This window comes from Methanobrevibacter sp. (genome assembly GCF_015062935.1).
Classification (GTDB): domain Archaea; phylum Methanobacteriota; class Methanobacteria; order Methanobacteriales; family Methanobacteriaceae; genus Methanocatella.
This window is the reverse complement of sequence record NZ_SUTM01000002.1, coordinates 126,266-152,820: the sequence shown is the minus strand read 5'-3', so window position 1 is coordinate 152,820 and position 26,555 is coordinate 126,266. Positions and strand designations below refer to the sequence as shown.

The window sequence follows — 26,555 nt, the reverse complement described above, 5'->3', positions numbered from 1 at the left end:
CCTTTATAAAGTTTTTTATTGGCTATTCTGCCTCCATTGCCTCATCATCGGAGAATAACTGATTTAACATCCAATCGGCATCATATTCCATAATATCATCATATCCTTGACCTACACCTAAAAACATGATAGGCTTGTTGATGACATAACCGATGGACAGGGAAGCTCCTCCCTTACTGTCAGCGTCAGCCTTGGTTAAGATAACTCCGTCAATGTCGATAGCGTCGTTGAACTTTTTAGCCTGTTCGGTTGCGTCATTACCTGTTAATGCATCACCGACGAATACCACAAGGTCAGGTTTGGAAACCCTTTTAATCTTTTTCATTTCATCCATAAGGTTGGTGTTGGTCTGCATTCTTCCAGCAGTATCGATTAACACCAGTTCTTTTCCCTGAGCTTTTGCATGTTCAACTGCATCATATGCAACAGCCGCAGGGTCTGATCCTTTTTGGTGCTTGATTATTTTAACTCCGACATTGTCAGCGTGATATGTTACCTGCTCGATAGCACCTGCCCTGAAGGTATCTGATGCTGCGATAACAGGAGTGTATCCTTTTTTGAGATAGTAATTTGCGAGTTTTCCGATTGTTGTGGTTTTTCCGGTTCCGTTGATTCCGACAAACATTACAACAAGAGGTTCGCCCTGTGCCTTTTTCTCTTCAATCATTTCAGTCATTGATTTACCCGGAACGTCAATGATATCAGCGACAGTGTCTTTTAAAGCATTATATGTGAGTTCAGGAATATCATTACTTCTTTTGATTTTTTTACCGACAAGATTGTCTTTTACACCTTCCACAACTTCGGTTGCAACTTCCATAGCCACATCACCTTGCAGAAGTTCCATTTCAAGTTCGAAGAGTATGTCTTCCACGTGTTTTTCCTGAATGGTTTTTTCACGGATGAATGAGAAAATTCCTCCGGTAGCTTCGCCGTCTGCTGAAACGTCCTCTTTCTTTTTCCTGCTCCAGAAGTGAGATTTTTCCTCTTTTTCCTCTTCTTCCTCGTCTTCTTCAGCTTCCTCTACCTCTTCGACATCATCAGAATCATCAGACTTGCTCCTGCTCCAGAAGTGAGATTTCTTCTCTTCTTTAACTTCCTCAACTTCTTCTTCCTCATCTTCAGCTTCTTCAGAATCATCAGATTTATTCCTGCTCCAGAAGTGAGATTTTTTCTCCTCTTTAACTTCCTCAACTTCTTCCTCATCTTCAGAAACTTCTTCAGCTTCAACTTCCGCCTCGTCGTCAGCTTCTTTTTCATCTTCAGAATCATCAGACTTGTTCCTGCTCCAGAAGCGGGATTTTTTCTCTTCTTTAACTTCCTCAACTTCTTCAGTTTCAGAAACATCAGCTTTATCTTCTTTAACTTCTTCTTCTGATTCCGGAAGTAAATTGGATTCGTCTTCCTCTTCTTTTTCGTCTTCCTTTTTCCTACCGAATGAGAAAAATGAGAATCTGGTACCTTTTTCCTCCTGAAGGTTATTTTCCTGTTCCGCTTCTTCTATAAGTTCCTCTTCCAATTTTTCACTTGTACGTGAAAATTTCTTTTTTAATGATTCAAACAAAATTAACCCAACCTTATTAGTTTAGTTAAAAAAATTTAATTATTAATATTTTTATTTTTCATAGTATTTAAAAAAAGAGTAAAAAAATTATAATACTCCAAAATTAATTTCATGTTTTTTGTGTTGGTTTATAGTTGATGCTGAATTTTCTTTGTTAATTATTGCTTCTGGGCCGTTGGATTTTTGATGTCTTTGTTTGGTGATTGTGCATATAACCCCCATTGAATCTGAATTCCTGAAATATGAAAAGCATACCTCTTGCCAAAAATCAACAATCAATTTCATCAAACTTCATGCACATGAAAATATTGATTTCAATAGATAGCTACTATATTTTCATTTGAACTTCCCCACCGTTGGAGACGACGGGGATTCGCAAACCAAAAAAAATGTATATTTTTTGGATGTTTTTACTGCATCGTAGTCCCTACGATTTCTAATCCGTTATTAAGTATATTAATTGCTGCATTAACATCTCTGTTATGATGTGTGCCGCATTTTGGGCAAATCCAGTCTCTTATTCCCAGGTTTCCTATTCCACCGACATTTGGGTTTATTTTTCGGCATTTGCTACAGGTTTGTGTGGACGGGAAATTTTTAGAAACTTTAACAAATCCGATATTGTTCCATTGTGCTTTGTATTCTATTTTGTCCATGAATTTGCGTGGTGCGTTTAATTGTAGTTTTCTAGATAAGAATTTGTTGTGTTTCCATGCTATGATGTTTTCATTTTGAACAGCAATGAAACAAGCATTCTCAACAATACATGTAGTTATTTTATCGTAATAATCGTTTCTTTTGTTGACTAGTTTGCGCATCCATTTGTGGTAGAGTTTTTTTGCTTTTTTGTATCTGTTGGAGTCTTTTTTGTGGTGTGACATCATTTTTTGATATTGTATGATTTTTTCTGTTTCTTTTTCTAGGTTTAGATTGGGTATCTCCTTGCCGTTAGAAAAAACAGCTAGTTTGCTGCATCCAATATCAATTCCAAGTTGTTGTTGTGGTCCGATAATTTTAACAGGAACGTGAATCCATTCGATGTTGAAAACAGCATAATACTTGTCATTTACACGTTTAACAACCACATGCTTTATTTTTACACTTTCATCGTTGGGATTGCTTCCTTTTAGTAGTAGTTTTTTGTATTCTTTGCTGGTTTTGAATTTGACCAGTCCTAGTTTGGCTAATTTAATTTTGTAGTATCCGTTTTTATCTTTCTGTATTCGGATGTTGTTGTTATTATTCATTATTCTGAATGTGAATTTTTGAGTGTTTTTACGTTTTTTTAAAACAGGATAATGGGATTTTAAATCATGTTTAAAATATCGTTTAAAAGCCGTTACCAAGTCTTTTTGAGATTGTTGTCTGCTGCTTGACTCTGCTTTTTCTAAAAAAGCATATTCCTGTCTTAACATCATTAAAATAACATCACATGAACTTTGAGTAATCCATAATTTATCCTCATAACCATTCTGTTTTAACAATTGTCTAAAATAATTTATAAACGCCAATTCCTTGTTATAGATGAAACGGTAAATGCCTATATTGGATTCTATTTCATTAATACTGACGATTTTTTCACCATTATCATTCTTATCCATTTGAGACGGATAAATACGAACTTCAAGATACTTATTAACAATTTTCAAAATTAACAAAACCTTCATACAAATTATTTTTTTAATATAATCTATTCACTCAAAAAAAAAATATTTAATTTTTTTAAATGACATTATACTATTTCATATGCAATAATATATAAACAATTACAAAGAGCATTTGAAAAGTAACATTACAATTTTTATGAAAAGTACACCAAATATAAAATTAAAAACAAATAATGACAATAAATCAATATTTTTTAAAAATAAAAACACAAAAAGGTATTTTACACCCATACACCCAACAGTGCAATTCATCCCCAACCTCAGAGAGGTTGAGGTATTCTTGCATTTTTAAGATAAATATTTATTTAACCTTATTTTATTGAATTAATACAATAATATTGACCTATATCCATATCAAAAGATTTATATTCTTTTAAATTAAAAATAAAGAATAATGAATAACTTTAAAAGAGGTGAAAATCTATGGAATTTCATGAGGATACAATTTTCAAAATTGAAGGCCAGAAATACGGACAGGAACTGATAGAAATCATCAACATCAAAGGGAAAATAGTGGAAGTGCACCAGACTGAATATGGAATTGTAGATCCGAAAATGTACAAACCAGATCTTGTTTTTGAGCTTGAAGATAGAATAGTGATTCTGGAATTTCAAAGTACCTATGTAGATGTCAATGACAAGCGAAGATTTCGATTCTACAGCGCCATAATTGACCAGGCAAAAATCAAATCCAAAAAGCCGATAGAGGTTCATGTGCTAAGCACTGTTGAAAAGGAAAAAACAAAATGCTACAAAGTCAATGCCGATTCCCGATTTCCAATATATATCCATTCACTAAAAAGCATTGATGGAGACAAGTTTATAAATAATATTAATACAAAAATAGAACATGAAGAATACTTCAGCGAAAAGGAATTACTCATGATAAGCTTATTTTGCTTCATGAAACATACAAAAGACTTGGAACATACCATCCTTGATTCAGCAGAACTCATAACTAACATACCAAGATTAAAAAAGGATATTGCACAATTTGCCAAAGGAATAGTGCTAATACTATGCGACAAATTCGTCAAAGACAAAATGCTGAACAAAAGAATAACAAACATAGTAGGTGGAAACATGAAAAACGTAGAAGAATACGCAAAAGAATATGCAAAAGAATACGCAAAAGAATATGCAGAAGACAAAGTAAATGAAAACAATAAACAAATCATAATCAACCTTAGAAAAAAAGGATTCACAATAACTGAAATAACCGAAACACTAAACGTCACCCCAGATTTCGTTGAAAAAACACTATCAAAATAAGAATCTTTAGAAAAAACAATTAAGTTGACTGCATTGAAATCAATTAAAAATCAGATATAAAAAATAGAAACATAGCACAATTTGCCAAAGGAATAGTGCTAATACTATGCGACAAATTCGTCAAAGACAAAATGCTGAACAAAAGAATAACAAACATAGTAGGTGGAAACATGAAAAACGTAGAAGAATACGCAAAAGAATATGCAGAAGACAAAGTAAATGAAAACAATAAACAAATCATAATCAACCTTAGAAAAAAAGGATTCACAATAACTGAAATAACCGAAACACTAAACGTCACCCCAGATTTCGTTGAAAAAACACTATCAAAATAAGAATCTTTAGAAAAAAAATAATTAAAATCAATATAAAAAAAATAGAAAAAAAGAAAAAATTGTAAAATATTGTCTATCTCATTTGGGTCATGTTGCCTTGTGCTGCAGCAGCAATCTGCTCAGCCTGAGCCTGAAGAGATCCAACAATGTCACTGCATTGCTGTAAGTTAGCTAACATTTTGTCTAAGCTGTCTTTTAAATCTTCTTTTTGACCTGTGAGAATTTCGCGAGCTCCGTCTGCGTCTTTTTTGACTGCGATTCCGGAACCAATACTTACAATAATTTCATCAGTACTTTTAAGTTCTCCTTTAATGAAAGAACCAGCACCTACAGGAACAAAAGCTTCAACTGATTCTTTGCCTTCGATGTCATCCAAAGTTGCGAATAATGCGTCAACTTCAGCGATTGAGGTTTGAATCATTTCAATCTGTTGTTTGATTAATTCAGCTTGTTGTCTGTATGCGTTAATTTCATTAAGAAGACTGTTTAATCTTTGCTGATCTTCCATAGTAACACCTATGTGTCTATAAAATTTCTTTTACAATAGGGTCTACGACATCTTCAGGAGCAATTTCTTCAATGGATTTGATAGAAATTTGGTTCCTGTTAATACCATGTTTACTACCGAATCTGTCATAGATTTTCTGTTCTATGTCAGCTTCACTGGTAGCCTTATATTCTTTAGTGAATTCATGGTAGTCATCGCCCATTAAAAAAGTACCTTTAACTCTGTAAATTTTTGTTATCATATAAAATCCCTCATGATATATTAATTAAAAATTATCATCCAAAAAGCCTAATGCTTCTTCAACTCTAGCCATTTCAGGACCAGTACTATCTTTAGCTACAATTGCCCCATTAGAATTAGCAATAGAGCAAGCCCCTACTAAAGAAATACCTTTGCCAACAGTACCAATATCTCCTTCTACACCAAATACTTTATGAGCGAAGTTAATTTCTGTGGAAGTTGCGTTTTTGCTTATTAAAAATCCTTTGTTTGTCACCTTAATAAGGGATCCGATGATGTCGGTTCCTGCAATGGAACGTGCTTCAACGTCAACATCCAAAGTGGATTCGACAATGTTGAGTGCATCTTCGGTTAAAAAAGGACTTGCAATTGCACCGGCATCATTTGCAGCGATAATGTTACCCACTGCAGTGTAATTGCCCGGAATTGTTGCAACATTCAATCCCAAATCTTCAAATTGTTTAACTTCTCTGTCCAATACGTGTGGGGAAACAACGATACCTTTTGAATTAGCTACAGCTAAAGATCCTATAAGATTACTGCCGGAAATAGAAGATTTAACAACATCGACTTCCAATGTTTCCTTAATAATTTCAGCTTTTTCATCCAAGAGATTAAAAGGAACAACAGCTACATCGTCAGTTGCAAGAATAAATACTCCTATATTCGGATTTCCTACAATATCAACTCTTTTCAACATATTGTTACCTCACATTAATCAAATATATGGCGAAGGTACTTATAGCTATTCTGCTAAAGTAGCTGTCACTACACCATCATCATCTTTAACTGCTTTTACAGTGATTTTGGAAGGTATTTTTTGGATACCTCTTTCCCAAATTGCGTGATTGATAGATTCATCAATTTTAACTTCTTCAGCTTTCATGTGTTTGATTAAGAAGTTTTTAACTTCTCTAATAGCTCTAGGAGCTCTGATAGTCCTTTTGACATTTTTTACATTTCTAAGTGGAATTGTGTAAACTCTTTCCATTTTAACCCCTCTTATAATTTAAGACTGTTTCTTCTCCAATGTCTAGGTTTTGGTCTGTATCTAAGTTTACGGTTAGTTTTAGCATAAGCCCAGATTGGAATTCTCCTATTTTGTTTGTTTGCTTTTGCCATTCTTAATTTTTTAGCTAATGGTTTATTTCTACTCATTTTCTCACCTGTAATAATAATTATTTTTTATATCCTATAACACGAGTTTGATAATGTTCAGGGAAAATGTCAAGTGAATTTCCTCCCTTCTCGTCAATCAGAGTTCTGATTTCGACCTCATAGTCTGAACTGTTGTCCTTGTTGGACTTTTCATGTGAAATCTCAAACAGGTTTGAGGTTATGAACTTTACAGACTTATGACCGAAACTGTCCAGATTTATGTACTGAACGTCTTTTCTGTCTTCAAGGCTTCTTATCTGATTAACATTTAATTTGGGAGTCCTGTCATCACGTCTTGTCCCATCGGCAATAATATCATATTTTTCGGCAACCTGTTCAACAACACTTTCATGGATGTACTTTATTCCGTCGTTTGGAAATCCGTCTTCCATAATCATATCGCAAGTCTTGTCGAGAATGTCAATGTCCAGGTTGAGAACCCTGTGTTCAAATCCCAGGGATTTCGCTGATTTACTAGCTGGAATGTATGAATCGTAAACGCCAAAATTTGCAGTGCAAAGTTCAACGTCGACTCCTAACCTTTTAAGCATTACAGCCATAAAGGATGAGTCTTTACCTCCACTATATAAAACAGCTGCTTTCATCGATATTATTTCCTTGTAATTTTAATTTCTCTTTTCTGACCGGCAATTTGACGTAACAATACTTTCAATTGCTCATCAGTGACTTTACCTCTTAAGCTTCCGGCCTGAGCGGATTGAATCAGTTGAAGTTCAATCTGATTTACGAGTTCAGGTTTTGTAAGTTTGAGGTTACCCAATCTAGTACGAGCTTCAGGGGTCATTATCTGACCTAAAATTTGTTTTTTCTGAGCTTCGAACTGTTGTCTTTGTGCTTCTTGCTGTTGTGCTTGAGCAGCAGCCTGTTGTTGCTGCATTTGCTGATTTTGCATAGCAGCCTGTTGAGCTTGTAATTCAGCCATTCTTTTACGACGAATTTCATCTAAATCGCTCATATCAAACTCTCCGAAATATAATTAGTATTTTTCAAGTTCAGGAATATCTTTGATGATTTCAGCAGAAATTTTATCTAAGAATGATCTTCCTGCTGGGGAGACAACTCTTCCACCTTCAACTTTTTCTACATATCCTGCGTCTTCTAATTGGTGAAGTGCGGTTCTGATAATGGATCCGCTTCCTTTTCTGAAAACTTCAGGACGTACGCCACGGTCTTTTTTACCACCGTAGAAAGTTCTTAAACTCATTACTCCTACAGGACCATCCATGTAAACTCTTCTGATAATAGAAGCAGTCCTAATAAACCACCAATCTTTGTCTTCAGGTTTTCTTTCTTTGTGAACACCGGTTTTAACAAAATTGGACCATGCAGGGGAATTGATTTTTTCGTTATTTTTAAATTCTTCTGCGACTTTTTTAATTAATAAATCTGCAGGTACATCAAATACAGTAGTCATATTAATTCTCCAATATTTTATTAAATAATTGTAGCTTAATCCACTGTAAATTTAAGACCTAAAAAATAGGGCCTGTAACTCTAAATTTAAAATGTTTAAGGCTTTTTCTTATAGATTACAGCAACATGGCCTCTAACGTCAATGAGCTGTGCTCTTGTTTTAGAGACTATTTCATCTATGTAATCATCTTTATTTCTAGCGATATTCTTTGCAAATTTAAGTTTAACAATCTCATTAGCCTTGAGCTGACGTTTGATTTCTTCAATAACATTATCGTTGACGCCGCTTTTACCAATGTTGATTGTCATCGCATTAAGAGCTCTATTCATCATTTCTTTTTTGCTTTGACTCATATTTAGCTCTCCTTTTTAACTTTTTTTCCTTGTGATAAGGAATTTTCATGACATGACCACATTCACCACAAAAAATGTTAACTTCTGAGTTAACCAGCCGGACGGTGCAATTATGGCCAGGATAAAGGAAACTCTTACAATTCTTGCAATACCTTCTGGCCCATTTCTCAGGGATTTTGGTATTGTATTTTGTGGACAATTTCAATGCTAACTCAACATAGCGATCGGACCTTTCCGGATGGGTGATGAATTCCATCTCGGCACGCTCAAAAAGAATGTTCATTCTTTCAATCGCTATATCAATCATCCACTTTGGTCGTTTTCCTCTACTCAAAAATATCCTCCTTTAAAATGTAGGATATAATATTCAAAATTGAATTAAAATGATTTGCGCAAATTAAAACAAAAACCATAGTTAGAATAACCTTAGGTTAATATGAATATTAAGAATAATTATGTTTATTGCTATTAATAAAGGTTATGGATTATTTGAAAATTCCTTTAAAAATTAATGAAATTGAAAAAAAATAAAGGGTTAATAAAACCCATATATTCTTTCAATACCTTTAATCTTATCGAAATCAGAATCAAATGATGCAATTCTGGAAATACCATGATTCTGCATAGTCTGAAGTATTGTGCAATCTGCAAAATTCAAGCTTTTGTTATAGAATTTAAATAATTCAAATGCACTTTCATAATCTTCACAAGTCAAAAAATCAAAAACATTAAGATTTATCAATTGATTTTTTAAATATTCAAGGTCTCCAAAAAAATTATACTTATTGATACTATTTAAAACTTCAAGAAGAACGGTGATATTAGTTACTTTTCTCTCATTTTTTAAAAATGGCCTCATACTTCTAGAAAGACTGGCATAGTTATCGTTATTGAGTATTAATCCATTAATATATGATGTGTCTAAAAAAATCATGAAAATTCCTCACGTGGTGTTTAGATTAATTTAATCCCATCCCTGTCTGCCAAGACGAACAAGATTATCCAGAATATCATCGCCTTCAGGATTATCCTGTTCAAGCATCATCATCATTTTTTCACGATCAATAGTAGTTGGAATACACTCAACTTTTTTTAGATAATCAAAAAGGATACTATGAATCAATTTTTCAGGATTACATTTAAGTTCACTACATCTAGCATTCATCTTTTCCATTATTTCATCAGGTATCTGAACTGACTGCATATTTTCAACCTCTTTATTAATTAATCCGTTCTGGATGTATTTTTCAATTAAATCATCCGAATTTAAATTATTTTTAAAAGCCTGTTTTTTTAACTCTTCAAATAAGTCATCATCAATATCTAAACATATATTAGCCATATTACCACAACACATAATCTGTTCAAACCATCAAAAGAGTTAATGTTAACCACTTCTAAACATGCTTGAACTAGCTAGAACAATCATGTTAATATTAAATTCGAATATATAAAATATTTTCGAAATACACAATTGCATAAGCGTGCATTATAAAAAAATATAAATTTTAATTAAATATTGACCTAAAAAAGAAAAATTGTTATGATTTATGAAAATTGCTCCCATTATAGAAAATTGTTGTGAAATAAAAATCAAGAATTGAAATCCACCACTTTGATTATTTTCGTCTGCAAGATATCATCCCACATGATAAAATAAAATTCAAAATTTTGCAACTGTTGTCAAAAACATTAAAAATGCCTTATACTATTATTAATTGAATAATATTGTTTTTTTATAAAAATCTTAAAGAAATATAAAACATGAAGTTTAAAAAACTACTTTTAGTCAGTTTACTTTTACTGACCATATTTACAATAAGTGCAGTTAGTGCATCAGACAACATTACAGATGATTCACTGAGTGCGGACGATTCATCAATAGAATTGTCAAATGAAAATCTAAAGACAAACGAAATTTTAAAGACAGAAGCTGACAATGAAGCACTATCTGTAAATGATTCCAATATCAAACGGCAAAGGTGTTGCAAGTCTAAAAATAACACAGGTGCCAAAAACCTATAAGATTTCAGCCACAGTTCTCGGAAAAACAGTGACTAAAAAATTAACTGTAAAACAGATTTTAACACTTAAAAAAGTTACCGTTAAAAAATCAGCTAAAAAATTAGTTTTAACTGCAACACTTAAGAAGGTAAAAGGAAAATTCCTTAAATCCAAAAAGATTACCTTTAAGTTCAACGGCAAAACTTTCAAAGCAAAAACCGATAAAAAAGGTGTTGCAAAAGTAACCATCAAATCAAGTGTCTTGAAAAAACTCAAAGTTGGTAAAAAAGTAACTTACTCTGCAACATACGTTAAAGATACAGTTAAAAAAAGCGTTAAAGTAAAAAAATAATGGAATAAATAAGAAAGGATACCAATATATCCTTTCAACCATTATTTTATCAAAAGCAATTCGATTAAATGATATGCTTGAAATATTCAGTCAAACATGTCAGTAATCCTATCTAAAATGTCATCACCTTCAGGTTTGTCATGTTCAAGCAAATTCCAGATTCTTTCGGCATCAATATCATCAGGAATTTCTTCAACATGCCTCAAATGAGCATATAGAATATCATTAACCAGTTCATCAGGAGAACAGTTTAACTGTTTACATCTAATGTTTATTTTTTCCATTATTGATTCATCAACTGTTATTGTAGCCACACTACCAACTCCACAATATTTTAAAAAATCCCACTTATTCTACGTATACCACGGATTTTTCCAAAATCAGAATCAGTAGTAACAATTTTTGTGATTCCGTATTTTTCCATAGTAACTAATATAGTGCAATCTGCAAAATTAACACTACCATTATAATATTTGAATTTTTCAGCAGCAGATTTGTAATCTTCAACACTTAACCAATCAAAAATATCAAGATTGAGCAATTGATTGATAATATCATTTATGCTGCCCTGAAAATTATTCTTTTTTAGAGAATTTAACACTTCAACGAGTACGGTGATATTGATAACTTTAGTCTCATTTTTCAAAAAAGGCCGAATATTATTAGAAAACTTCTTATGAGGATCTCTTTTAATCATCAAACCTTTGATATATGAACTATCTAAAAAAATCATTTAAATTCCCCAGTGGTGTTAAATAAGGAATTTAATCTATACTCTGTTCACCAAGACGAACAAGATTATCCAAAATATCATCGCCTTCAGGTTTATCATGGTCAAGAGCATTCCAAATTTTTTCATAATCAACATTATCAGGGACATCTTCAACTGTCCTTAATTGATCTCTCAAGGCATCATTTACAACTTCTTCAGGAGTCTGATCAGTTAATCTAACCACAATATTCACTTTTTCCATTACATCTCTATCCAAACTTATCATTGACATATTATCAACTCCTTTATCATTATCCAAACCCTGTTGGACATAATTCAATACAAGTTCTTCCAAATTCAAGTTGTTCTTTAAACAAACCTCAGACAAATCCTCAATTAATTCATCATTGATTTTTACATTAATTTCGGCCATGTTCTCACTTGATAATTCATATGAGTTAAATCATTTAAAAATTTAATGCAGGACATTCACTTGAAATTAAGAACCTATACATTATAATTTAACTCGCACGTATATAAATATTTTTCAAGTATGAAAAGTCACAGACGTGCATATTCAATATAATGAAATTTAAAATCAAAAATTAAAAAAATAGGTTAAATTGTAGTCATTTAGAAAAATTGAAGCGATTTAATAAAATTGTTATGATTTTGTAAAATTGCTGTGAAATGATAGTTCACTATGAAATCAGCCAGTCCATGAAGTCGACTTCACCCGCAGGATAAGTTTTCTCACCTGAAATTACACTTGAAAGCTCATCAACAATTTCCTCAACTGTCAAATCGCTTACATCAATTTCTGAGATGTTTTCATCATAGATGTCATATGCTTCTGCTGTGCAGACTCCCATTGCTTCGGCTTCAAGGTTTTCACGGATTTTAGCTTCAGAATAGTCACGTCCTTCAAGTCTTGAGCGCAGAATTTCAGGTCTGACCCTTAAAACAATTACCTTATCTGCACCGTCACACAAATGTGCCAGATGCCCTTCAAAAATAAGAAGCTCATCACTTTCACTAATGATTTCAGCTACCTTTTCATTTAAGGCGGGAATGTCAATGACCTTATAGCCTTTCTCATCATCAATTCCCAAAACAAAATCGTTTTCAATTGCCAAATCGTTAATCTTAATCAGCCTGCAGTTTAATTTTTCACACAACAATTCGCTGACTGTGGTTTTTCCTGTGCACGGAGTACCTGTTATAAAAATAGCTTCGCTCATAAAAATCAAAAAAGAAAGAATTATTTTTTAAGAATAATCCTTAAAACATCCTCATCTTCAAGTACGTGGTCGGGACCTACCTTCTGGCCTGGGAACTTGACTGAGGTTCCCCAGATTTTTGCATGGCGGAAATTTTTAACGAATTCCCTGTGCAATTTTCTGCATGCATCAATGACTGTAGAGCCTTTCTTGATAACCAATGGATCTTCCATGTCCGCTTTTCTGCCCTGAGGTTTAAGATAAACCCTGACCAGGTCAAGATTATCGAAAATTACGTCTTTAAGCTCATCGATATTAGTGTTCTTGTCTGCGGAAATCGGAATGAATTCCGGAATGTATTTTTTAAGCTCTTCAAGGTATGCTTCATCTACAAGATCCACCTTGTTTAATAGAACAAGCATTGGAACATATGATTTATTTCGGTCAAGCACATCAATAAACTGGTCCATTGTCACATCGTCCCTGAAAAGAACGTCCGCATTAATATATCCGTACTCATTGAGGATTGACCTGATTGTCTTTTCATCCATGTGAGTTAACGGGCAGGTTGATGATACCTTTACACCGCCCAGTTTTTTCCTTTTGACAGTAACGTCAGGAGGCTGTTCGTTCGGCCTGATTCCAATGGCCCTCAATTCATCAAGAATAACATTGATGTGCTGCGGATTGAAAGTGTCAAGAACAACAAGTATCAAGTCTGCAGTTCTTGCAACGGATAAAATTTCCTTACCTCTTCCTTTACCGCTACTTGCACCTGTGATAATTCCAGGAATGTCAAAAACCTGAATTTTAGCGTTCTTGTGTTCCATTACACCTGGAACAATGTCCAATGTTGTGAATTGATAAGCTCCAACTTTACTTTCAGCATTAGTAATATTATTCAGTAATGTAGATTTGCCCACAGAAGGAAAACCTACAAGCACAACTGTAGCATCACCAGATTTTTTTACATGAAAACCCTGGCCTTTTGATCCTCCGCTGCTACGTTGCAATGATTCTTCTTTTAATTTTGATAATTTTGCTTTAAGTTTACCAATATGGTGTGAAGTAGCTTTATTATATGGAGTCTTTTGAATTTCCTCTTCAATATCTTTAATTTTCTCTTCTATACCCATAAAATCGCCACAATAATCATTAATAAAAAGTATATATTATAGCTTAATTTATGTTGTTAATATCATATAAATACTTTGAAAAAATAGCAGTATCGAAACAAAATATTGAAAAAAATAAAAAAATAGAGATTAGGAAAAACCTAATCTAAGTTTGTGTTGTGTTTGTAGTTGAGCTGCTGCCGGAGCCTCCACCAGCAACAGTATTGTTGAAGTTTACATTGAACAGCATTACACCGCTTTCCACGTGAACATTTTCAAAGATGTCCTGACCGGCTCCACCTAAAAGGAACAGTTGAGTAAACATTGAATTTCTCAATTCATTGCTCATAAGGATAGGTGTGTACTGATTATCGTTACCCATCAGAAGGAGTGTGAAGTTAGCGTCCTTAACACTGCCGATGGACTCATTTTTCATGACATAACCGTCTTCAATTACCATTATATGTGAAATGTTCAATGGGTTGTACGGAGTGTCATTGATCATAATCTGCTCACCAGTCTGGCTGTAAACCGCTTCAGTATATGCTGTAGTTGTATTGTTGCCTGTACCTCTGCTTATGACAGCGTTGATTGTCATACCTTGGTCGTCAAGCAATTGGATTTTGTTGGTTTGACCAGGCTGTACTTCAACTGATGAAGGAGTACCAGGCTGAGGCATGTAGTAGTTGTAGTTTTCAGAAGATTGGTTTTCAAAGTCCCAAGCTCCGAAGTAGGTCCACCAGCCCGCTTTTGTAAGCATATCTGAAGATGCCACGAATATTACAGGACGTGGGTTTTCAGGGTGAGTGTAGTTAACTACAGTGCTTGCCTGTTCAGCTGTTAATTTATACTTACTTGTCAAGTCTTTTTGAGCGTCACTTGCTGTTTTCGGTAAGATATCGATTAATATATCAGTTGCTTTACCTGAATCACCTGTATAGTTAATCAATGCCTCTTGAGCCAATGTACCTGTTGTATCCAGCATTCTGAAGATACCGGCTGACAGTTCCAGATTGCTTGTTGTCATCGCCTGACCCAGCCAGAATGCACGGTCACCTGATTGAGAACCTCCGTCGAAGGTTACCTGTCTGTCGGCTGCAACCTCAAACAGGTACCCGAAGTCCCACCAGGATGTGAGTACGGTATCATTGTCAGTGTTTTCATTTGCCCATTCCAATGCGTTCCACATTGGGTCACTTGTACCTGGAACAACACCATATGAAGTCTGATAAGCGCCGCATATGGATGGTGAAATCAGTGCAAGCACAAGTGCAATTACAAGAACGTATTTTTTAAGAGGTACTTTTTTGTCAGCTGAATTGGATTTGATTGCATAAACAGTGATTAAACCGATTACGACAATAGCTAAAAACATTAATATTCCGTACATGGAATTGATTTGAGCTAAAGGTATAGCTGCAAGGAAACCTGTAAGGAAGAATGCCCCAACAATGAGTTTGTCATTGGACAGTCTGTTTTTGATGTAGTCGATTGCAAGACTTACAAATATACCAGTCATGAGTGCGAATGGTAATACGAGTGTGGTAATGAACCTTGAACCTCTACTTACTGCAAGAGCGGTAAGAACTACCCAAACAACAAACAGACATGCGTATAAAACTGTTGTCTGTTTTGAAGCTAAAAGTTCATCGGTAGAACCGAATTCGAAACTGCCAACATTCAATTTAAATTTACGTTCGTCATCAATTTTCTTAGCTGAAGCTTTTCTTTTTCCTTTCGGAGGTTTTTTGGTTGTTGTATTATTTGTTTTTACCCTAGCTTTTCTGAGTCCGAAAACCCTTTTGACTAAAGTGTATAATACTGCTAAACCTGTGAATAATATTGAAATACCACCGATACCGTTAATTACACCGTTGGTATTTGCTAAAAATGCAGAAGCCATTCCTCCACCAAGTAAACTTGGCATTTGCATCTCTGCAACAGAAACAAGTACGTTCGGGAATCCGCCGACTACCCTTGAAGCGGATTGCAAGGAAAGCAAGCCTAATAAACTTCCGAATAATCCGGTTACACCAGAGAAGCCTCTGAAAATAGCCAGACCTATGACTCCAATTACGCCTAAAATTACAATTGACAGCAATGCATTTTGACGAATAAACCACTGTATTTTACTTGGATATTCATCAGGGCTTTCATCACCGACATTGAATATGTAACATGCAATTAGATAAACAATTGAGAATATTCCCATTACACCTATGTAAAAGATATAACCAGTCCATGAAATTGAGAACAGACCGATTGATAGGATAGAAAATATTGCGAATATAATCTTGAATATAATGTTCTTTGCCCGTATACTCTCTACAAAGAAGAATATAAAGAACAGCGAAAATATGTAGTAGAACATATCTGTATCGAAAAATCCTGGGAATGTGTGCGCAAAGTAGTTCGGTGCAAGAACTATGATTAATGTTGCAACTATTGCACCCCAGTCATTTGTCAGTCTTCTTGCAAATATGAATGCAGGAATTACTGCCAAAGTTGAAATAATCGCACCAGTCCAGAATGCGATTTCTTTTACTGAATGATCAGGGAACATATTATGGAAGAACGATGTAACATATACAATTCCCAGCTCATAATTAATCTGATTACCAGTAGGAGCATACCTATGCATATCCCACTCACTACCGTTTACCATTTCATCTCCCACAAAACCGTGTTCGACATAGTCATTTGTCAGCCTATAGTTATAATATGAATCCATTTCACTGAAGTAAGGCAGACCGGAAGAATCTATATATTCTCCCTTGATATCGTCTGAAAGACCATTCAAATCGGCTGCAGGAACTTTTAATGCAAAGACAAAAGCTAATAGGATGATTATGATAAGCGCTCCTTTAGCCACTGTCATTAAATTTTCTCTATTCATTAAAAATCCTCGTTTACTTTTTTTGTTAAAGATTGTCGAAACAATCGAATAATATTAAGTTCATTTTTTAAATTTAATATCGATATTAAATAAAAATATTAATAAAAGGGATAATATTTTTATTAAGATATATTTATATTTTTTAACATTATTAAGTATTGTGCATATCAGAAAAATAACAATATTCAACAAAACGGAAAATAAATAAAAAAAGATAAATCTGAATTTAAATCCCTAAACGAACAGTTAAGAATAATTCAGAGTAATGTAAACTTAAATAAAAATAAAATATAATTTAAATTCAAAATTATGAATTATTTAATTTGCTTTCAAGCTCCTCTAGGGAACATGTAAAGTTACATTTCGGAAATCCGCTGCAACCAACAAAATCACCGAATCTTCCGGAACGCTTCAAAAGGGTCTTGCCACACTTAGGACACTCACCGACCTCTTCAGGATTATGGGATTTGGTGTTTGAGTCCTTACCACAGTTAGGGTCAAGACACATTTCCCTCTTGTTTCTGCCTTTGCCGGCCACAATCATAGGAAGGCCACATTTCTCACATGTCTTTTTGATGACAGATGCATTGCGCGGAAGGGAATAAGTAACGTTGCAGTCAGGATAGTTGGTACATCCGACAAATTTTCCGTAACGGCCGGATCTTTTAACAAGCTTTCCACCGCATTTACATTCTCCGACAATGTTACTTGCCTGATAAGCCTCATAAAGTTTGGAACCGATTCCCTGAATGTTATTGTTAATGTCAACGAGAATATCCTTGACATCCTTTTTTCCTTCATTGACAACGCTGTCACGGGTGGTTTCATCCTGATTGATGCCTTCAAGCTTATTTTCCAAATCCCTTGTAAGCTCTTCACTTGTGAGATTATTACAATAGGTGTTTAGAGTATCAATCAAATGCTCCCCAAGGGCATTGACCTCGATTTTGCTTCCTTCTATATATTTCCTGTCATATAACTTGTCGACGATATCCGCACGGGTAGCCTTGGTTCCGAGGTTTTTCTTTTCAAGTTCCTTAATCAGAGAAGCCTGATTATAACGGGCAGGAGGTTTGGTTTCCTTTTCATCCTTAATAAGCTCCTTAACGCTCATCAAGTCCCCTTCCTCAACTTCAGGGAAAGGCTCGTTATCAATCTTTTTAAATGGATAATGTTCCATCCAGCCTTTGTAGGTTACTCTTCTTCTTGAGAACTTGAATTTTTCACCTTCAATGTCCAGAACGGTTTTCATGGTTTCGAATTTGGCCGCATCGAAAAATACTGCAATGAATCTGTAGACAATCAAATCATAGATTTTCTGCTCGTCATTGCTTAATTTAGATGTAGGCAGTATTCCTGTAGGGTGAATAGGAGGGTGAGCAGCATCCTCTTTTTTACCGTTATTAGGTTTAAGCTTTGCAGGCAGCTGGTCTATATGCTTTTTGAATTCGTGGTTTGCAGACAGTTGCTTGAAAATATTTGCAAAACCTAAGCTTTCAGGTAATTTTTGAGATGAAGTACGTGGATAGGAAGTATAACCTGCACTATAAAGGTTTTGAGCTGCAACCTGAGTTCTTTTAGGTGAAAAACCAAATACATTATATGCTTCAGCCTGAAGACCGCTTAAATTGAACGGTACAGGAGGCCTGGTTCTTGAATTTGAAATGGTAATCTCATCGACTGTTGCATCCTTGCCGTTGCATTTGTCAAATATTTCATCTGCACGCTGCCTGTCGAATATGTTTCCGTCAACGTGCTTGATTTCAATGTCTTCAAAGTCAAGAATAGCTCTTAAAACCCAGTAAGGTTCAGGAACGAAGTTTCTGATTTCCTTTTCACGGTTTACCAAAATGGATAAGGTAGGAGTCTGAACCCTGCCCACAGACAGTTTCAGGAATCTGTGTTTGGTTTTTTTAACTGTGTCTGAAAGAGCAATGGAAATGTTCATTCCAAAATAGTAATCCAGGATATGACGGGCTATTCCGTTGTCAACCTGGTGCATGTCAATGTCGATTCTGTTTTCATAAGCATCAACAATGTCCTTTTTTGTTAATGTTGAAAATTTCATCCTTGATGACTTGTTGAGTGAATCTTCACCGCAGGCAAATCTTAAAGCGTTATAACCAATCAATGTTCCTTCAACATCATAATCGCAGGCATGAATATATGAATCAGCGCCCTTTCCAACTTTTTTAATAGCATTAAGATAGTTTTTGGTAAAGGAACTGCTTTTGCTTGCCTCATAGGAAGGAACCCAATGAAGATCAAATGATACCCGGTATTTTGCATCGTTTTTTGGAATCAGTGAATAAAGGTGACCGACACCGGAAACGACTGTAATATCCTTGGAATCCCTTTTTAATTCCCAGTATTTAACTTTTTTATTGTATACTTTCTTTTTTGCGCTAGGTGAAAGCGCTTTTGCTATTTTTTCAGCTGAACTTGGCTTTTCGCAAATTATTACTTCATGCATTATACTTCTACCTACTCATTTTTTATAAAATATTTTAATGAAATTTTTAATATAAAAATATTACTATTTCAACATTGCAAAAAATCAGTAGAGAAAAATAACGAAAATGTATTTATAATTTGAAAAAAAGTTAAAAAAAGTAATTATTCTTTTTTAGGAGTTAACTCCTCATTGTAAAAACGGTAAAAATCAGCGCAGAAATCACAGATTGGAAATTGGCCATTTCTGTAATATGCCAAATCTGCCTTATTCATGTCAAACTTTTTACCACAGATAAAACAAGTTTCAATTTTTTCTTCAGCCATATTATTACCCTAAAAAAATAAAAGAAATAAAGGTTAATTGCTTAACCTATATTATATTTTTGCAAGAGTAAAATCTCTTCAGTGGAAACTTTTCCACCTTGTTTAAATTTAGCAAAGATTTCTTCAGCTCTTTCTTTTTCTTCACGGTTTTTGTTACCGCCAGAACTACCTTTGTTATCATTTCTCCTTCTCTTAGGTTTGTTGGAACCTAATTTTTTGTTGATAACATGGATGTCGCTTAAGATAGCTTTAAATTCTTCATGTTTAGCTGAAGCGTTTTTACGTGCTTCGATGAATTTTTTATGAGCTTCGTCAGCAGCGGTTCTGATATCATCAGTTTTTCTGAAGTAGGTGAGCATTTCTTCGTGAGCTTCTTGAGCTTTTTCGGAAAGTGAAATAACTTTTTCATGTTCTTCTTCAGAAACTTTTTTGAGTTCTTGAGCTTCAGTTTTAATGGATTCATCTTCATGAATTTCCATTAACTGTTTTCTTAAATCATTTGCATTTTTAACAAGCTGATTTTCTTTTTTGATATCTAAAACGCGAGTTTCAATGATTTTATCAATTTTCTTGATTTCATTTTCTATTTTAATTTTATCGCGTTTACCTGAAGACCATTCGAGACTTTTAATTTTATTATTTGCTTCATTACGAGCCTTTTTAGCAGCTTCAACTTCTTTGTTGATTTCATTACGCTCGTTTCTGAATTCAATAGCTTTATTTAAGTTTTCTTTTAATGATGCGTTTAATTCATCACGTATTTTACGTTGTTCTTTAGCTATTCTGTTGAATTCTTCCCTTTCATCTGCAACTTTGGAGATTTCAGCTTCTTTTTCATCTTTTTGTTTTCTTACACCTTCCATGGTGTCAGCAAGAACAAATTCAGATTTAGGAAGTTCTTTTTTATCTTCTTTTTTGTCTTCAGCAGCATCTTCACTAGCTTCTTCGGTTTCTTCTGCTTCGTCTGCAGCTTCTTCGTCTGCAGCTTCTTCAGCAGTTTCTTCTGCTTCTTCACTAGCTTCAACAGCTTCTTCAGTTTCTTCGTCGTCAACAGCTTCGTTTTCTTCTTCAGTGGTTAATTGATTAAGAATTTCATCTAAGACTTTGCATAAGTCTTTTTCATCTACTACTACATCAGCAATTTCTTTTACAGAATCTTTTGCATTGAATGCAATTCCGCAACCTGCTGATTCAATCATGGAAATGTCGTTTGCGCCATCTCCAACAGCAACTACTTCATCTAAAGTAATTCCTGCTTCTTCAACATGGTCTTTTAATACGTCTAGTTTGGAACCAGATACTAAAGGACCAGTCACTTCACCAGTTAATTTACCATCTTCGACTGTGAAACTATTAGTATAAACTGCGTCGACACCGAGTTTATCTTTTACTTTTTCAGCCACTACATCAAAACTACCACTAATGATAGCTACATCTACATCTTTTTCTTTTAGACATGCGATGGTTTTTTCAGCGCCAGCCATTAATGGGAGATCATCAGCAACTTTCTCAATGTCTTCAATAGAAGTTCCTTCAAGAAGTTGAACTCTGTCTTTAATAGAAGTTTCAAAGTCTATTTCACCTTGCATAGCTTTTTCAGTAATTGCAGCTATGTCCTCTTCAACATTTGCTAATTTACCTATCTCATCTATCGCTTCACCATCAATAATAACGTTATCTAAGTCAAATACTACAAGTTTAATCAATAATACCACCAAATTATATTAAATCTAGCTCACTTAATCTATCGTAAGCTCTTTCGACGCCTAATTTAGCGTCGCTACGGGTTTTAGCTCCGGTACAAACAACTTTACCAGAACCAAATAATAACAAGACCACTTTAGGATCAGATAATCTGTATACTAAACCAGGGAATTGTTCAGGTTCATATTCAGTATCTTCGAGTTCTAAAGCTACAGCCTCTAAGTTTAATGTGGATTCCAAGTTAGCAGAAGCCACAATGTTTTGAATTTTAATTTCGAATTCTTCGGGGATGTCTGTATCGACAGTCCTCATTAAATCTACAGTTTTCTTGATTGCTATTTTAGAATCATCTATAGATTTTGCTCCAGTACAAACAAGTTTACCGGATCCAAAAATTAATGCTGCGGTTTTTGGTTCCGGAAGTTTAAAGACTAGACCTGGAAATTGTTCACGATTGTAAGAAACGCCCTCTAATGCATTAGAGCCTTCAATTTCTTTTAAATCGATGTCTTTACCAATGCTTGCAGAAGCAACAATGTTTTCAATTTTAATTTCAACATCGGTCAACTCAAAACCTCCAATTTCTTTTTAAAAGTAGACAGTAAAATTTAAGAAAACAAAAAAATGTATTAAATTTTTACTATTAAAATATATTATTTAAATAGTATATAAAGGTATGTTTATTTAAAATATATATTGAAAAATATAAACAAAATGAAAAATTTTAAAATTTTGAAATAAAATACTATCGTTTATATATAACGGATTTCAATATTGACAATACCCCCTATATAAATGTTACTAATTTTTATTGATTTTTTGAAAAAAACACCACCTGAAATTAATTTTAAAAAAATTTTTTAAATGACAATCCTTTAAATATGAAAACTGCCGATGTGGTTGGCCCGAACAACCATTATGTATATAATCAACACCCATTGAAAAATGCATTAAAAAATATCTAATATATAAAGCAGCTGCAAATAGCCAGGCCCTAAAATTGAAAATTAAAAAAATTAAATATTGAAGTTCCATAATAATATATAACAATACAAAAATCGAATGCATGATAACATGATAGAAGTTGAAGTTAAAGCCAAAATTGAAAGTTTCGAAGAAATTGAAGAGAAATTATCACAGCTAGGCGCTGTTAAAACTAAAAAAGAGTTTCAGGAAGACATCTACTTTAACAGCCCAATAGTTGATTTTGCCCAAACCGACGAAGCCCTGAGAATCAGAACCACAAAAGAAGATGAAGACACTAAAATATTTATAACCTACAAGGGCCCCAAAATAGACAAGTCATCAAAGACCAGAAAGGAAATAGAAATGGAAATCGAAGACTCTGAAAAGTGTGCAGACATATTTAAGGAAATCGGCTTCAAACAAGTAAGGGCAGTGAGAAAGAACCGCCAGTACTACGCCTATGAAAATTTTGAAATATCCCTTGATGACGTGGAAGGTCTTGAGCCATACATGGAAATAGAAATAGGTCTTGAAGACGGCGAAGACTACAGCAAGGCCCAGAATAAAATTTTCGAACTTTTTGAAAAATTGGGCATTACAGAAGGCTTTGAGAGAACTTCCTATCTGGAACTTTTAGAAAACTTATATAATATATAAATATTATATTAATAATATTAAAATAGATTAGAAGTGATAAATTGCAATATTTTATAAGTCATTATAACAAAGAAAGTGAAATTGCTTTCCCTAAAGATTTTATAATTTATGATACAACATTAAGAGACGGTGAACAAACCCCGGGAGTTTGTTTCAGCCTTGAAGACAAATTAGAAATAGCTAAAAAACTTGACCAGTTTAAAATCCATCAGATTGAAGCTGGTTTTCCAATAGTTTCACAAAGAGAAAGAGAATCCGTAAAGACAATAGCCAATGAAGGCCTTGATGCGGACATTTTGGCACTGACCAGGACAAAACCTGAAGACATCGATGCCGCAATCGACTGTGATGTCGACGGAATCATCACATTTGTCGGAACATCAGACATTCACCTTGACCATAAGATGCACATTACAAGACAAGACGCAATCAACTTATGTGAAACCGCAGTTGACTATGCTAAGGACCATGGTTTATATGTTGCATTCTCAGCAGAAGACGCAACAAGAACCGACATTGAATTTTTAAAACGTATCTACTCAAAAGCTCAGGAATGCGGTGCAGACAGGGTACATATTGCAGACACAACCGGTGCAATAACTCCGCAGGGTATTGACTATCTCGTCAGGGAGCTTGTTAAAGATCTTGACATCAACATAGCACTGCACTGCCACAATGACTTCGGTCTTGCTGTAATCAATTCAATTACAGGAGTTCTTGCAGGAGCAAAAGGTATTTCCACAACCGTCAACGGAATCGGTGAAAGAGCAGGTAACGCATCACTTGAAGAGCTTATCATGGCATTGAAAATATTATACGGAAAAGACCTTGGATTCAAAACCAAATACATTACAGAATTATCAAATATCGTATCCAAAGCAAGCGGACTTCCAATCCCTTACAACAAGCCTGTTGTAGGAAACAACGTATTCAGACACGAATCAGGAATACACGTTGATGCAGTTATAGAAGAGCCTTTATGCTACGAACCTTACGTTCCAGAACTTGTCGGACAGAAACGCCAGCTCGTACTCGGTAAACATTCAGGATGCAGAGCAGTTAGAGCAAAACTGAATGAATGCGAGCTTGACGTCAGTGACGATGAGCTTATTGAAATCGTAAGACAGGTTAAAAAACAAAGGGAAGAAGGAAAATACATTAACGACCAGGTATTTAAAGAAATAGTTAAAAATACAAAAAAATAGGGTCATAACATGAACATTACAGAAAAGATATTATCCAAAAAGGCAGGACATGAAGTAACTCCCGGCGAAATAATTGAAATTCCGGTTGACCTTGCAATGTCCCACGACGGAACAAGCCCCCCTGCCATCAAAACTTTTGAAAAGGTAGCGGATAAGGTATGGGACCCGGAAAAGATAGCAATCATTTTCGACCACAACGTCCCTGCAAATACAATAGGTTCCGCCGAGTTTCAAAAGGTTTGCAGAGATTTCATCAAAACCCAGAACATTACTAAAAACTTTATTCACGGAGAAGGAATATGCCACCAGGTCGTTCCCGAAATGGGACTTGTTGAACCTGGAATGGTTGTAGTGGGTGCAGATTCACACACATGCACATACGGTGCCTTCGGAGCGTTTTCAACAGGAATGGGTGCAACCGACCTTGCAATGGTTTGGGCAACAGGTAAAACCTGGTTCATGGTTCCCGAAGCTATAAGAATGGAAATTGAAGGGGAACTCAATCCCTACATTGCTCCAAAAGACATCATACTAAACATCATAGGTGAAATAGGAATTGCCGGTGCGACCTACAAGACTGCAGAGTTCTGCGGATCTACAATTGAAAACATGGGTGTTGAAGGAAGAGCAACCATGTGCAATATGGCAATCGAGATGGGAGCTAAAAACGGAATAATGGAACCTAACCGTGACGTTGTCGACTACATCTGCAAAAGAACCGGAAAAAATGAATCTGAACTAACTATCGTTAAATCAGACAGCGATGCAACATATTCAAAGGAAATGCACTTTGACATAACCGACATGGATCCTCAAATCGCATGTCCGAATGATGTTGATAATGTTAAAGACATTTCAAAGGTTGAAGGAACTCCAATCGACCAGTGCCTAATCGGTTCATGTACCAACGGAAGGCTGTCAGATTTAAAGGATGCCTGTGAAATACTTGAAAACCAGAAAATATGCGATGACATAAGGCTTCTTATCCTTCCGGCTTCAAAAGAAATTTATAAAAAGGCCATGCATTTAGGCTACATTGACACATTCATAGATGCGGGAGCAATAATATGCAATCCTGGCTGCGGACCTTGTCTTGGAGGACACATGGGAGTGTTAAGTGAAGGTGAAAGCTGCATATCAACCACAAACAGAAACTTCAAGGGAAGAATGGGAGATCCAAACTCATCAGTATACTTATCCAACTCCAAAGTAGTAGCTGCTTCAGCAATTACAGGAGTTATTACCAATCCAAAAGACTTATAGTGATTAAAATGACAATGGCGAAAAATGAAGCGAACAAACCACTAATTGAAAAAATCAACGACCTTGAAAATGAAAACAATAAGCATTTCTCAAATACCCAGAAAATACTGCTGACTACTGACGGCTCAATAACCGCCATTTTAGATGTATTATATGGAAAAATCAGCCTGTTTACATTAGACCAGCACTTTGAAGATGCCGATGAAGAGCATGCAAAACTGGTCGATGTAGAAGCCGGCACAAAAATCAATTTCAGGGAGGTTATGATGCACAAGGGTGCAAAACCCCTGATATATGCAATATCACACATACCTCTTTTCAGGTGCAGCGATGACGTGTGCGCCGATTTAATCAGAGCGGATATTCCAATAGGAAGAATATTAAAAAACTACAATATAGAATCAAGACGTGAAATCAGAAAGATATACATCGAAGAACCGAATGCTAAATTAAGGGAATTATTCCACACCGAGGAGGAAATGCTGGCACGTGAATACGTGATCATCAACAACGATGAAGTGTTAATGTGGATTAAGGAAGTATTCCCAATCTCTTACTTTACAGAAATATAAAGAGGTGAGCAAATGGAATCCTCAGGTAAAAAAATCAAAAACGAAACCTATAACTTGATAAAACAAACCGAAAAAGAATATGGCGTGGAACTGTCATCAATGCAAAAAATTTTATGTTCTTTAGGTCCAATCGGATCACCTTTAAGTGCAATATATGGACCTTTAAGCCTGTTCGTTCTTAAACAGGAGGTCAGAAATTCCACTGACGAGGAAAAAGAACATCTGGACATGGATGAGAACTGTGAAATAATTTACAGGGAAGTCATTGTGTTTAAAGGCGGCCGTCCTCTATTTTATGCATTGTCATTGATACCTACAGGAAGGATTAAAGATACAATTAAACAGGCTCTGCTTGATGAAAAGATTACAATAGATAAAATAATATTCGACAATAATATTGAAACCATCAGAGACATCAGCAATCTCGTGATTGAAAAACCTACACCAATACTTAAAGAACTATTCAAAACAGACGAAGATATGCTTAGAAGAGAATACACCATAAGCCAGCACGAAAAGGTAAGGCTCTGGTCAAGAGAGATATTCCCTTTAAGTTATTTTAAATGAATTCAAGGTGTA

34 protein-coding genes are annotated in these 26,555 nt (G+C 34.8%); 9 read left to right on the top strand and 25 right to left on the bottom strand.

Annotated elements, in window-relative coordinates:
* Positions 1-22 precede the first annotated feature (22 nt).
* The 3 genes from ftsY to E7Z81_RS01570 form a co-directional block, all read right to left on the bottom strand.
* Positions 23-1,564, bottom strand: a complete 1,542-nt coding sequence (gene ftsY, locus E7Z81_RS01580) for a signal recognition particle-docking protein FtsY (protein ID WP_292743238.1) — start codon at positions 1,562-1,564, stop codon at positions 23-25.
* Between the two features lie 87 nt (positions 1,565-1,651).
* Entirely contained in the window at positions 1,652-1,849 is a 198-nt protein-coding gene (locus E7Z81_RS01575) for a hypothetical protein (RefSeq protein ID WP_292743236.1), read from the bottom strand.
* A 125-nt stretch (positions 1,850-1,974) separates the two neighbouring features.
* A complete protein-coding gene (locus E7Z81_RS01570; RefSeq protein WP_292743234.1) occupies positions 1,975-3,213 on the bottom strand; it encodes an RNA-guided endonuclease TnpB family protein in 1,239 nt (412 codons plus the stop codon).
* Between the two features lie 441 nt (positions 3,214-3,654).
* Here E7Z81_RS01570 and E7Z81_RS01565 point away from each other — a divergent pair, with 441 nt between their 5' ends.
* Positions 3,655-4,503: a hypothetical protein gene (locus E7Z81_RS01565; RefSeq protein ID WP_292743232.1), complete on the top strand. Its 849-nt coding sequence runs from the start codon at positions 3,655-3,657 to the stop codon at positions 4,501-4,503.
* Between the two features lie 170 nt (positions 4,504-4,673).
* A complete protein-coding gene (locus E7Z81_RS01560) occupies positions 4,674-4,838 on the top strand; it encodes a hypothetical protein (protein ID WP_292743230.1) in 165 nt (54 codons plus the stop codon).
* A 73-nt stretch (positions 4,839-4,911) separates the two neighbouring features.
* Here the strand turns inward: E7Z81_RS01560 and pfdA are convergent, their stop codons facing one another.
* The 12 genes from pfdA to E7Z81_RS01500 all read right to left on the bottom strand — a co-directional run bounded on the left by pfdA (position 4,912) and on the right by E7Z81_RS01500 (position 9,874).
* Positions 4,912-5,346, bottom strand: coding sequence for a prefoldin subunit alpha (pfdA, locus tag E7Z81_RS01555; protein WP_292743228.1), 435 nt, complete (start codon positions 5,344-5,346; stop codon positions 4,912-4,914).
* A 16-nt stretch (positions 5,347-5,362) separates the two neighbouring features.
* Positions 5,363-5,587, bottom strand: coding sequence for a 50S ribosomal protein L18Ae (gene rpl18a / locus E7Z81_RS01550; RefSeq protein WP_292743226.1), 225 nt, complete (start codon positions 5,585-5,587; stop codon positions 5,363-5,365).
* 24 nt (positions 5,588-5,611) lie between these two features.
* Positions 5,612-6,286 (bottom strand): translation initiation factor IF-6, encoded by a 675-nt coding sequence (locus E7Z81_RS01545; RefSeq protein WP_292743224.1) that lies wholly within the window; start codon positions 6,284-6,286, stop codon positions 5,612-5,614.
* 45 nt (positions 6,287-6,331) lie between these two features.
* Positions 6,332-6,577, bottom strand: coding sequence for a 50S ribosomal protein L31e (locus tag E7Z81_RS01540; RefSeq protein WP_292743222.1), 246 nt, complete (start codon positions 6,575-6,577; stop codon positions 6,332-6,334).
* Between the two features lie 11 nt (positions 6,578-6,588).
* The gene (locus E7Z81_RS01535) at positions 6,589-6,744 is read right to left on the bottom strand and encodes a 50S ribosomal protein L39e (RefSeq protein WP_004032463.1); all 156 of its coding nucleotides are present in this window, start codon (positions 6,742-6,744) and stop codon (positions 6,589-6,591) included.
* Positions 6,745-6,764: 20 nt separating this feature from the next.
* Positions 6,765-7,349, bottom strand: a complete 585-nt coding sequence (locus E7Z81_RS01530) for a hypothetical protein (protein WP_292743220.1) — start codon at positions 7,347-7,349, stop codon at positions 6,765-6,767.
* Between the two features lie 5 nt (positions 7,350-7,354).
* A complete protein-coding gene (locus tag E7Z81_RS01525; RefSeq protein ID WP_292743218.1) occupies positions 7,355-7,720 on the bottom strand; it encodes a DNA-binding protein in 366 nt (121 codons plus the stop codon).
* A 21-nt stretch (positions 7,721-7,741) separates the two neighbouring features.
* Positions 7,742-8,179 carry a 30S ribosomal protein S19e gene (locus E7Z81_RS01520; protein WP_292743216.1) on the bottom strand — a complete coding sequence of 146 codons (438 nt, stop codon included), beginning with the start codon at positions 8,177-8,179 and terminating at the stop codon, positions 7,742-7,744.
* A gap of 95 nt (positions 8,180-8,274) precedes the next feature.
* Positions 8,275-8,532: a YhbY family RNA-binding protein gene (locus E7Z81_RS01515; protein WP_292741871.1), complete on the bottom strand. Its 258-nt coding sequence runs from the start codon at positions 8,530-8,532 to the stop codon at positions 8,275-8,277.
* Positions 8,501-8,866, bottom strand: coding sequence for a ribonuclease P protein component 4 (locus E7Z81_RS01510; protein ID WP_292743214.1), 366 nt, complete (start codon positions 8,864-8,866; stop codon positions 8,501-8,503). The genes E7Z81_RS01515 and E7Z81_RS01510 overlap by 32 nt, the downstream gene beginning before the upstream one ends.
* 201 nt (positions 8,867-9,067) lie before the next feature.
* Complete coding sequence (locus E7Z81_RS01505; RefSeq protein ID WP_292743212.1) at positions 9,068-9,466, bottom strand: type II toxin-antitoxin system VapC family toxin; 399 nt, start codon at positions 9,464-9,466, stop codon at positions 9,068-9,070.
* 30 nt (positions 9,467-9,496) lie between these two features.
* Entirely contained in the window at positions 9,497-9,874 is a 378-nt protein-coding gene (locus tag E7Z81_RS01500) for a hypothetical protein (protein WP_292743210.1), read from the bottom strand.
* A gap of 422 nt (positions 9,875-10,296) precedes the next feature.
* Between E7Z81_RS01500 and E7Z81_RS01495 the strand changes: the two genes are divergently transcribed.
* Both E7Z81_RS01495 and E7Z81_RS01490 read left to right on the top strand, forming a co-directional pair.
* A complete protein-coding gene (locus tag E7Z81_RS01495) occupies positions 10,297-10,557 on the top strand; it encodes a hypothetical protein (protein ID WP_292743207.1) in 261 nt (86 codons plus the stop codon).
* Positions 10,490-10,888, top strand: coding sequence for a hypothetical protein (locus E7Z81_RS01490; RefSeq protein WP_292743205.1), 399 nt, complete (start codon positions 10,490-10,492; stop codon positions 10,886-10,888). Before E7Z81_RS01495 ends, E7Z81_RS01490 begins: the two co-directional genes overlap by 68 nt.
* A gap of 86 nt (positions 10,889-10,974) precedes the next feature.
* On the opposite strand, the gene E7Z81_RS01485 is transcribed toward E7Z81_RS01490, so the two are convergent.
* The 10 genes from E7Z81_RS01485 to E7Z81_RS01440 all read right to left on the bottom strand — a co-directional run bounded on the left by E7Z81_RS01485 (position 10,975) and on the right by E7Z81_RS01440 (position 21,880).
* The gene (locus tag E7Z81_RS01485; RefSeq protein ID WP_292743203.1) at positions 10,975-11,202 is read right to left on the bottom strand and encodes a hypothetical protein; all 228 of its coding nucleotides are present in this window, start codon (positions 11,200-11,202) and stop codon (positions 10,975-10,977) included.
* 20 nt (positions 11,203-11,222) lie between these two features.
* The gene (locus E7Z81_RS01480) at positions 11,223-11,621 is read right to left on the bottom strand and encodes a type II toxin-antitoxin system VapC family toxin (protein WP_292743201.1); all 399 of its coding nucleotides are present in this window, start codon (positions 11,619-11,621) and stop codon (positions 11,223-11,225) included.
* 31 nt (positions 11,622-11,652) lie between these two features.
* Positions 11,653-12,033 (bottom strand): hypothetical protein, encoded by a 381-nt coding sequence (locus tag E7Z81_RS01475; protein WP_292743199.1) that lies wholly within the window; start codon positions 12,031-12,033, stop codon positions 11,653-11,655.
* Between the two features lie 268 nt (positions 12,034-12,301).
* Positions 12,302-12,841: an adenylate kinase family protein gene (locus tag E7Z81_RS01470; protein ID WP_292743197.1), complete on the bottom strand. Its 540-nt coding sequence runs from the start codon at positions 12,839-12,841 to the stop codon at positions 12,302-12,304.
* A 20-nt stretch (positions 12,842-12,861) separates the two neighbouring features.
* Positions 12,862-13,956: a GTP-binding protein gene (locus E7Z81_RS01465; protein WP_292743195.1), complete on the bottom strand. Its 1,095-nt coding sequence runs from the start codon at positions 13,954-13,956 to the stop codon at positions 12,862-12,864.
* Positions 13,957-14,101: 145 nt separating this feature from the next.
* Positions 14,102-16,831: an STT3 domain-containing protein gene (locus E7Z81_RS01460; RefSeq protein WP_292743193.1), complete on the bottom strand. Its 2,730-nt coding sequence runs from the start codon at positions 16,829-16,831 to the stop codon at positions 14,102-14,104.
* Positions 16,832-17,138: 307 nt separating this feature from the next.
* Entirely contained in the window at positions 17,139-19,304 is a 2,166-nt protein-coding gene (topA, locus tag E7Z81_RS01455) for a DNA topoisomerase I (RefSeq protein ID WP_292743191.1), read from the bottom strand.
* Between the two features lie 143 nt (positions 19,305-19,447).
* Positions 19,448-19,609 carry a hypothetical protein gene (locus E7Z81_RS01450; protein WP_292743189.1) on the bottom strand — a complete coding sequence of 54 codons (162 nt, stop codon included), beginning with the start codon at positions 19,607-19,609 and terminating at the stop codon, positions 19,448-19,450.
* 41 nt (positions 19,610-19,650) lie between these two features.
* Positions 19,651-21,315, bottom strand: a complete 1,665-nt coding sequence (serB, locus tag E7Z81_RS01445) for a phosphoserine phosphatase SerB (protein ID WP_292743187.1) — start codon at positions 21,313-21,315, stop codon at positions 19,651-19,653.
* Positions 21,316-21,328: 13 nt separating this feature from the next.
* Positions 21,329-21,880, bottom strand: coding sequence for a TATA-box-binding protein (locus E7Z81_RS01440; RefSeq protein ID WP_292743185.1), 552 nt, complete (start codon positions 21,878-21,880; stop codon positions 21,329-21,331).
* 507 nt (positions 21,881-22,387) lie between these two features.
* Here E7Z81_RS01440 and cyaB point away from each other — a divergent pair.
* The 5 genes from cyaB to E7Z81_RS01415 are packed head-to-tail and all read left to right on the top strand — an operon-like array spanning position 22,388 to position 26,543.
* The gene (gene cyaB, locus E7Z81_RS01435) at positions 22,388-22,936 is read left to right on the top strand and encodes a class IV adenylate cyclase (RefSeq protein WP_292743183.1); all 549 of its coding nucleotides are present in this window, start codon (positions 22,388-22,390) and stop codon (positions 22,934-22,936) included.
* Positions 22,937-22,977: 41 nt separating this feature from the next.
* A complete protein-coding gene (locus tag E7Z81_RS01430; protein WP_292743181.1) occupies positions 22,978-24,141 on the top strand; it encodes a homocitrate synthase family protein in 1,164 nt (387 codons plus the stop codon).
* A gap of 9 nt (positions 24,142-24,150) precedes the next feature.
* Positions 24,151-25,404 carry a homoaconitase large subunit gene (gene hacA / locus E7Z81_RS01425; RefSeq protein ID WP_292743179.1) on the top strand — a complete coding sequence of 418 codons (1,254 nt, stop codon included), beginning with the start codon at positions 24,151-24,153 and terminating at the stop codon, positions 25,402-25,404.
* 8 nt (positions 25,405-25,412) lie between these two features.
* The gene (locus tag E7Z81_RS01420) at positions 25,413-25,976 is read left to right on the top strand and encodes a chorismate pyruvate-lyase family protein (protein WP_292743177.1); all 564 of its coding nucleotides are present in this window, start codon (positions 25,413-25,415) and stop codon (positions 25,974-25,976) included.
* Between the two features lie 12 nt (positions 25,977-25,988).
* Complete coding sequence (locus tag E7Z81_RS01415) at positions 25,989-26,543, top strand: chorismate pyruvate-lyase family protein (protein ID WP_292743175.1); 555 nt, start codon at positions 25,989-25,991, stop codon at positions 26,541-26,543.
* Positions 26,544-26,555 lie beyond the last annotated feature (12 nt).